This is a genomic window from Candidatus Brocadia sapporoensis (assembly GCF_001753675.2).
GTDB lineage: Bacteria > Planctomycetota > Brocadiia > Brocadiales > Brocadiaceae > Brocadia > Brocadia sapporoensis.
Genome location: NZ_MJUW02000019.1, coordinates 82,947 through 90,587 on the forward strand (window position 1 = coordinate 82,947; position 7,641 = coordinate 90,587).

Sequence of the window (7,641 nt, forward strand, 5' to 3'; positions counted from 1 at the left end):
GAATTGTGAACGTGATATAGACATATCATAATTTGACGGGGTGGCACGGACAAACGGAGTTTGTTCGTGCCACCCTATTTATCAAACAGAATATTCACTGCTTGTAAATTTTGTGAATATTGATCATTAAAAACATACACGCTATAAACTAGGTTGGGTTTTAAAAGAGAAAAACCCAACGACTATTCACTCACCCCAAAATTCCCTCCCGGGAGGGAATTTTGGGGTGAGTGAATACACAAGAAAAAACTTTGAAATTCCTTATCACTAAAGTATGTTGACATATATCTGGACAAAAACAGGGCTATTTTCTTTCGGTAAGATTATACGCTGGCTTAATCGTCAACAATTCTCCGAATCGGTTGCTCTTGCTGTAATAGCAATACTTGTTGGCCTGGTGACCGGTATAGGAGTATGGCTCTTCAAGCAACTGTTTAATGCGATATATCAATACGCATTCGGGGGGATAGATACGCCTTTGGGTCTTTTGCATAAGAAAGAAGTTGCTCTTCGGTTTTTTCAGGATATGGCAAATTGGGCCGGATTTGATAGGATTGGAACCGTCCTGGGTTATATAGGAAATTGGATGATCTTCTTTATACCCGTCCTTGGCGGTCTCGCTGTTGGACTGATTTCTCATTTTTTTATCGGTAAGGAACGATATGTGGGCATAGCGGGTATTATGGAATCTGTAGCATTGGGAGGCGGACGACTGCCGTATCGAAAAATACCAACCAAAACAGTTGCCGCTGCATTATCCCTCGGTTCTGGCGCTTCAGTGGGATCTGCAGACCCATCCATTCAGATTGGTGCATACTTAGGATCTATGTTTGGCCAGATCTTGCGACTTTCTGATGAACGGATTCGTGCACTCGTTGCATCGGGCGCTGCTGGTGGGGTTGCCGCGGCATTCAATGCGCCCATTGCCGGCATATTTTTTGCCTTAGAAATCATTATAGGCGAATTAAGTGTAAACGCCTTCGGGGTAGTAACACTGGCATCTGTGATTTCATCTGTGTTTACTCAGGCTGTGTCAGGGCGTCAACCTGCATTTCACATCCCTGCATATGCTTTTAACTCCGCATGGGAACTGCCGCTCTATTTTGGGTTAGGTGTGCTGTCCGGACTCAGTGCAGCATTCTATATTCGTTTGCATCATTTTACGCGCGGTATTTTTGATAAATGGAATGCGCCACGCTGGCTCAAGCCAGCAGTTGCAGGTATATCCGTAGGCCTTGTTGGAATGTATCTGCCGCAGATATTTGGTGCAGGTTATGCAACCATTGAAAACATTTTAAACGGCAAACCGCTAACGGTACCCCTCCTACTTTCGCTGGCATTATCCAGGCTGGTATTAACGCCGATTTGTATTAGCGGCGGTTTTCACGGTGGAGTATTTGCTCCTTCCCTTTTTGCCGGCGCTACGCTTGGAGGCGCTTACGGACTGATTGTACAACAGTTTTTCCCTTCTCTTAACATTTCGCCGCCTGCCTTTGCAATGGTAGGGATGGCTGCAGTTTTTGCAGGCACAATACATGCGCCAATTACCTCGTTTATTCTGCTCTTTGAAATGACCAACGATTACCGGATTATTCTGCCGCTGATAGCTGCCGTAAACGTGAGTCTGTTTATTTCATGGCATTTACAACACGATTCAGTATATACGTTGGGACTGACTCGTAAAGGTATACGCCTGCAGCGGGGACGCGATGTTGACGTGTTGGAAACTATTACCATTGAGAAGGTCATGAAGACGGAGATCGATACTTTACGAGAATCCGATTCGTTAACGGTGGCAATTGATTTGCTCGTGCGGAAAAGGTATCACGGTTTGCCAGTGCTTGACGATGCTGGTGAATTGACTGGTATTATCACGGTGCAAGATATTGATCGCGTACAAGGCGATGATAATGGTTTGATACGTACCGTTGGTGAAGTTTGTACGCGCGAGTTGCTTTTGGCATATCCCGACGAAACGATTGGCACGGCATTGCAGCGTATCGGGATGAGAAACGTAAGCCAGTTACCGGTCGTTGCCCGTGACAATTCGCGTCGTTTAGTAGGATTACTGTGTAATTCTGATATTGCGTGCGCTTACGATCTGGCAGTAACCCGCCGTGCGGCAATCCGGCATCGTGCTCATTAAACGCATCTGCGGGGTGTTTGATTATGAATTATTTTACACGGGAAATATGAGAAGGAGTTAAAAAATGGATAGATACAAATGCATGATCTGTGGATATATCTACGACCCAAAATTTGGTGATCCTGACAATGGAATTAGTCCTGGCACCAGTTTTCAGAATCTGCCCGATACTTGGGTCTGTCCTCAATGTGGTGCTCCAAAAGAACAATTTGAACAAATTTGATATTATGAAATGAATAAACAAAAGAGGGCTCTTTGATTGCTCATGCGGTGAGCAAGTTTATCTATGGAAGATTCTAAAGCATCAGTCATGGAAGCCAAAAAAAATATTGTTGTGATGGGAGCCGGTTACGGGGGAATTACGGCTGCGCTGAGGTTGGCAAGGTTATTCCGTCTGCATCCTGAATATCAGATTCATCTAATTGATAGAAATCCTTACCATACGCTCAAGACACAATTGCATGAGGCCGCTGTCCGTAAGACAGAGATATCAATTCCGATTGATCGCATTATACAAAGACAAAATATCATTTTTCATCTTGGAGAAGCAACCCGGATTGATTCCATTGGGCATATCGTTCGCATGGGAAATCGGTCTTTATCATTTAATTATCTGGTAATAGCGCTCGGAAGTCAGGCAAATTTTTACAATATCCCTGGATTGCAGGAAAGCTCTTTCCCGCTTCAGACGTTGAGAGATGCTCAACAAATCTATGACTCTATTAGTCAACTCTGTGCTTATGCAGCAACAGAACCAAATGAGGAGCGGCGAAGAGACACACTTCGGTTTGTCATCGGCGGAGGTGGTTTGTCAGGGGTAGAATTCGCTGCCGAACTTGCTGACCACGTTGCTCAGTGTACACGTAATTATCAGGTGAATCCTCATGAGGTTGAAATCATTATCATTGAATCTGGCTCCCGCGTAGTGCCTAAAATGGATGAATCCTTTGCAATGCGGATTCACAAAAAACTCCTGGAAAGAGGTATAAAAATTATAACAGGTACAAAAATTGATAGTCGAACTCCGGACACGGTTGTGCTTTCCTCGGGTGAAGTGCTGAGAACCAGGACCGTGATCTGGACGGGAGGCATTCGGATCCAGGAACTCGTGAAGGAAAGTGGAATGAAAACTGGGCAATTAGGACGCATTATTGTTGATGAGTTTCTTCAAGTAGAAGGGAATCTTTTTGTTTATGCCATTGGTGACAATGCCCTTGCGCTGAACCCTTATACAAAAGAGCCGGTTCCAGCCGCTGCCCAATTTGCATTACAGCAAGGGCGATTGGTAGCAAACAATATCTACGCAACTATTTTTGGGGGCGTGAGAAGGCCGTATCGCCCGAAGGTCTTGGGAGAGGTTGTCAGTCTCGGAAGGCATCTTGCTATTGGATGGCTGGCGCTTCCGCTCTCGAAAAAAATTACCTTTGTTGGTTTTTTAGGGAGTCTTCTGAAAACAGCCATTCAGGAAAGACACATCTTTCTTTTAAGAAAAGAGAGTAGGAAGTGGATAACTTATTAGAATGTTAAAACTGAAATGGAGTAAAAGGATGAGCATATGAAAAAGATACCTCTCATTCCGTATTGCACGGCACTCAGTCTTTCTGTATCTGGATAAAAGCAGAATCTCGAAAGATGAACTATGCGGATGATGGTATCAGGGCATGGGCGTATGGATGAGAAAAATAGTATTTGCATGACTTAGCAAGATCTTCAAATGACAGCGTATATTCACAGTTAATAAATTCAGAGAAAGAGGAGGATGGTTTAAAAATGGAAAAATACAGATGTATTATTTGTGATTATATCTATGATCCGAAAGCTGGAGACCCTGATCATGGGGTAAGCCCTGGCACTCGTTTCGAGGATTTGCCTGCTGATTGGGTCTGTCCAGAATGTGGGGCGCCGCAGGATCAATTTGAAAAAATTTAAAATGGTAAAATGAAGGAAAGAAATCACCTGCAGAGAAGGCGCTTGAATCAGGTTCAATAAGATTAAGGTTAAAGCTTTTTGCAGATGCCCTACTACAAGGTAATCTTTCCCATAATAACTGCTTCCTTCGCCCCTGTAACACTGGGGATATTATTGGGGTTTCCAGAGATCGTTTCATTGGCAAGGATAGCAAAAGCAAGGGCTTCCTTAGCGTTGGATGCAATGCCAAAGTCACTGATAGGATATATTTTCATGGTGGAAGGAAGGTAATGAATAAGAAATTTTATAAGTGTGGCATTGTGGATTCCGCCGCCGGAAATGATTATCTCGGAGATGTGGTGTTTTGTTAAAATCCATTGCTTGTAACTATCTGCGATGGTGCGGGCTGTAAAGGCAGTTGCCGTTGCCAGGATATCCATGTCTTCAATACCGGAAAGGACGGCATTTTTGTAAAGATTGTCCGCAAAAGGCTTCCCGAATTCTTCCCGTCCCGTGCTCTTTGGAGGCGGCTTTGAGATATATGGATGGGCAAGAAGGCTAGCTAAAAGCCGATCATTTACTTTTCCTCTTGCAGCGAGTTTACCCCCGTCATCAAAATGATGTCTGTTGTTTGAAACAATCTGCGTAATGTGATCGATTACCATATTTCCCGGACCTGTGTCGAAGGCGACAATTTCATCTATACTGCAGTTGGAGGGCAGAAAAGTAACGTTAGCAATTCCACCAATATTTTGCAGGGCACGCCCTTTTTCTTTGTCCCGGAAAAGGATAAAGTCTGCATACGGTACAAGAGGGGCTCCTTGTCCTCCGGCTGCGACATCTCTTGGGCGGAAATCTGCCACGGTAGTAATGCCGGTTTCCTGAGCAATAACAGAAGGTTCGCCAATTTGTAATGTCGAGGGAAGAAAAGGCAAGCCCCAAAGATCTTTTTTTAAATCGCGTGTCGTATCAATAATTGCCTTATCCGGCAGATGATAAATTGTCTGTCCGTGTGAGCCGATAAAATCAATATCTGCAAGAGAGGCACTCGTTTTCTTTACAAGGGATTTTGCTGCGTTTGCAAAAAGTTTCCCAAGATAAAAATTTAAATAGCAGACCTTATCAACGGTACCTGTTGTAAGATTGCAAGTTTCAAAGATAGCAGTTCGTGTAGCATTATCATAAGGGTAGGTTTCAAAATCCAGAATATGTATCTTTGTATGAATGCCGTTCCCGGAGATTTCTACAAGGCAGGCGTCTATACCATCTGCAGACGTTCCCGACATAAGGCCAATGACCTTTTTGGGATTTTTCTGCTGTATTTGTAAGATCTTATTCGCAAGGGTTCCGGCCATTTTTTGCTCTTACCAAAACATCCCAAAAAAGCAGGTCATGAGCCAACCCTGTCAGGGTTAATTTTATTCATGCTTAATGATGTGGGCTGGAAGAGCTTTTATAAAGCTCCGCTTCGCGGTCTGCATCGCCAAGTAATCCCTTGGAGCGGTACAATTCTTCAAGCACTTTGTGTACCTCCGCCATATTGGGATTAACCTCCAGTGCCTTTTTCAGAGCGGCTTCGGCCTTGTCAAAGTCTCCCTTCTCTTTATACACGAGTCCTATCACATAATGAAAGTCTGCCATGTCCGGTCGAACGGCCAATGCCTTTTGCCAAACAGAAATAGCATCGTCCAATTTTCCAAGCTTCGTATAGGCAATGCCAAGGTTGTAGTATATCTCTGTCTTTTGCGGATTGATTTCTATAGCCTTTGTCCATTCTGCAATCGCTTCATGAAATTGCGTCTTTTTTGCATAGAGGATACCAAGATGGTATCGTGAATTTGCCAGGCCCGGGTTAATTTCAATAGCCTGCTTAAATGACCTGATTGCATCTTCTTCTTGTTTTTTATGGACATACACGAGACCGAGACCCTCATAGGCTTCCGCATAATGAGAGTTAATGTCAATAGCCTTTTTAAAAAGCTCGATGGCTTCATCCGGTTTACCTTTTTTATTAAGGATGTTACCCTGTCCAACAAGAGACTCAACCATCGAGGTGTTGAGTTCCGATGCCTTTTTATAAGAAGCCAGGGATTCGTCAAGCATGCCCTTTTCATCATATAATAATCCCAGATTATAATGGGACATTGCATCGTTTGGATTCAACTCCAGGAGTCTTTTGTTTTTCTCAATCTCTTCGTCTGCCATCGTTTTTTTGTGGACAGAAGGCACATCTCCTTCAAACTTAACTGCAGCCTTTTGTTGGGCTGCGGATGGTTGTGTGTCTGATTCTTTTTTACCGCACCCAATATTGCTACATAAAAGATACACCGTTACGAAAAACAGAAAATGCGTGTGCCACCTATTGTAACTCATATTTATTTATGCTCTTTCTTAGAAAAATGGAAATAATAAAAGAATGCAAAAATTCAGAATAAAACCGCAAAAAACAAATTATATAGTATAATAAGCATTCGTCAATCTGAAATTATAAGGCATTATTGAAAGCAATCTTATATGCAAAATCATGGATTAAAGAGGTCTTTAAGATTTTTTGACGTGACCTGCTTGGGAATTAACAGCGTGATTGGCGCCGGCATTTTTTTGTTGCCAGGTCAGATCTCCGGTCTTGCCGGACGTAATGCCGTATGGGTGTTTGTTGTATGTGGAATACTTTGTTTTGCTATTGCCCTGTGCTTTGCAGAGATGGGCGGCATGTACCATGCAACCGGAGGGGCGTACCTCTATACCAGAGAGGCATTTGGTCCATTTGCGGGTTTTTTGGTGGGTTGGATGATGTGGCTTTCATCCATCATCGGTTGGGCGTCGGTCGCCAGCGGATTTTCGCTGTATGCAGGATATTTTCTCCCCACAGGGCACCTATGGGTAAGTAACGCCCTGACTACGCTCCTCATAGGAGGGTTAAGCGCCATGAATTATTTTGGGGTAAAACCAGGATCAAGCATTATTAATTTTTTTACCGTGGGAAAACTCCTGTCTTTGCTTATCTTCGTTGGCGTAGGAGTGTTTTTTATCCAGGGAAACCATTTCCTTGCAGCAACAGAGTATCGTGAATGGCAGACAATACCCTATCGTGGAAATTTTCATGCAGCAATTATCATGGCTTTTTATGCTTATACCGGTTTCGAGTTTATTGCAGTACCGGCAGGAGAGATGCAACATCCTCGCAGGGATATCCCGCGCGTACTGCTTTTTGTGCTCATGATTGCTACGGGTTTGTTTGTTATTATTCAGATTGTAGCTGCAGGGACGTTCCCCGCACTCGCCTCATCTGATAGGCCTTTGGCAGACGCAGCACAGCATTTTATGGGGAAGGCCGGAGGTATCCTTATCGGAGCGGGGGCTTTGTTTTCCATTGGAGGTATCAATGCCGGAATTGCACTGACCAGCCCCAGGAGTCTCTATGTACTTTCTGTTGACGGATTTCTTCCCCGAATATTTTCCAGGTTACATCGAACACATCGGACTCCATATTGGGCTATTGTCCTCAACGCTGGTTTAACGCTGATATTAACCCGACCTTCGCAATTCGAGGGGTGTATGAGCTGCTAAGCCAGCAAATACAAGGG

General features: G+C 43.9%; 7 protein-coding genes. 5 read left to right on the forward strand and 2 right to left on the reverse strand.

Annotated elements, in window-relative coordinates; genetic code table 11:
• Positions 1-274: 274 nt before the first annotated feature.
• The 4 genes from BIY37_RS01400 to rd (BIY37_RS01415) all read left to right on the forward strand — a co-directional run bounded on the left by BIY37_RS01400 (position 275) and on the right by rd (BIY37_RS01415) (position 4,075).
• A complete protein-coding gene (locus BIY37_RS01400; RefSeq protein ID WP_070066054.1) occupies positions 275-2,146 on the forward strand; it encodes a chloride channel protein in 1,872 nt (623 codons plus the stop codon).
• A 64-nt stretch (positions 2,147-2,210) separates the two neighbouring features.
• Entirely contained in the window at positions 2,211-2,369 is a 159-nt protein-coding gene (gene rd, locus BIY37_RS01405; protein ID WP_070066055.1) for a rubredoxin, read from the forward strand.
• Positions 2,370-2,432: 63 nt separating this feature from the next.
• Positions 2,433-3,665: an NAD(P)/FAD-dependent oxidoreductase gene (locus BIY37_RS01410; RefSeq protein ID WP_230402403.1), complete on the forward strand. Its 1,233-nt coding sequence runs from the start codon at positions 2,433-2,435 to the stop codon at positions 3,663-3,665.
• A 251-nt stretch (positions 3,666-3,916) separates the two neighbouring features.
• Positions 3,917-4,075, forward strand: coding sequence for a rubredoxin (gene rd / locus BIY37_RS01415; protein WP_070066067.1), 159 nt, complete (start codon positions 3,917-3,919; stop codon positions 4,073-4,075).
• 92 nt (positions 4,076-4,167) lie between these two features.
• On the opposite strand, the gene BIY37_RS01420 is transcribed toward rd (BIY37_RS01415), so the two are convergent.
• Both BIY37_RS01420 and BIY37_RS01425 read right to left on the reverse strand, forming a co-directional pair.
• Positions 4,168-5,409, reverse strand: coding sequence for an anhydro-N-acetylmuramic acid kinase (locus tag BIY37_RS01420; protein WP_070066056.1), 1,242 nt, complete (start codon positions 5,407-5,409; stop codon positions 4,168-4,170).
• A 73-nt stretch (positions 5,410-5,482) separates the two neighbouring features.
• Positions 5,483-6,427 (reverse strand): tetratricopeptide repeat protein, encoded by a 945-nt coding sequence (locus BIY37_RS01425; protein WP_070066057.1) that lies wholly within the window; start codon positions 6,425-6,427, stop codon positions 5,483-5,485.
• A gap of 141 nt (positions 6,428-6,568) precedes the next feature.
• On the opposite strand from BIY37_RS01425, the gene BIY37_RS01430 reads away from it, so the two are divergent.
• Positions 6,569-7,624 (forward strand): APC family permease, encoded by a 1,056-nt coding sequence (locus BIY37_RS01430; RefSeq protein WP_070066058.1) that lies wholly within the window; start codon positions 6,569-6,571, stop codon positions 7,622-7,624.
• The last annotated feature ends 17 nt before the right edge of the window (positions 7,625-7,641 follow it).

What these genes read in the sequence shown, in the direction of transcription:
- BIY37_RS01400 (WP_070066054.1), top strand. Translation starts at nt 275, where the DNA reads ATGTTGACATATATCTGGACAAAAACAGGGCTATTTTCTTTCGGTAAG.
- rd (WP_070066055.1), top strand. Translation starts at nt 2,211, where the DNA reads ATGGATAGATACAAATGCATGATCTGTGGATATATCTACGACCCAAAA.
- BIY37_RS01410 (WP_230402403.1), top strand. Translation starts at nt 2,433, where the DNA reads ATGGAAGATTCTAAAGCATCAGTCATGGAAGCCAAAAAAAATATTGTT.
- rd (WP_070066067.1), top strand. Translation starts at nt 3,917, where the DNA reads ATGGAAAAATACAGATGTATTATTTGTGATTATATCTATGATCCGAAA.
- BIY37_RS01420 (WP_070066056.1), bottom strand. Translation starts at nt 5,409, where the DNA reads ATGGCCGGAACCCTTGCGAATAAGATCTTACAAATACAGCAGAAAAAT.
- BIY37_RS01425 (WP_070066057.1), bottom strand. Translation starts at nt 6,427, where the DNA reads ATGAGTTACAATAGGTGGCACACGCATTTTCTGTTTTTCGTAACGGTG.
- BIY37_RS01430 (WP_070066058.1), top strand. Translation starts at nt 6,569, where the DNA reads ATGCAAAATCATGGATTAAAGAGGTCTTTAAGATTTTTTGACGTGACC.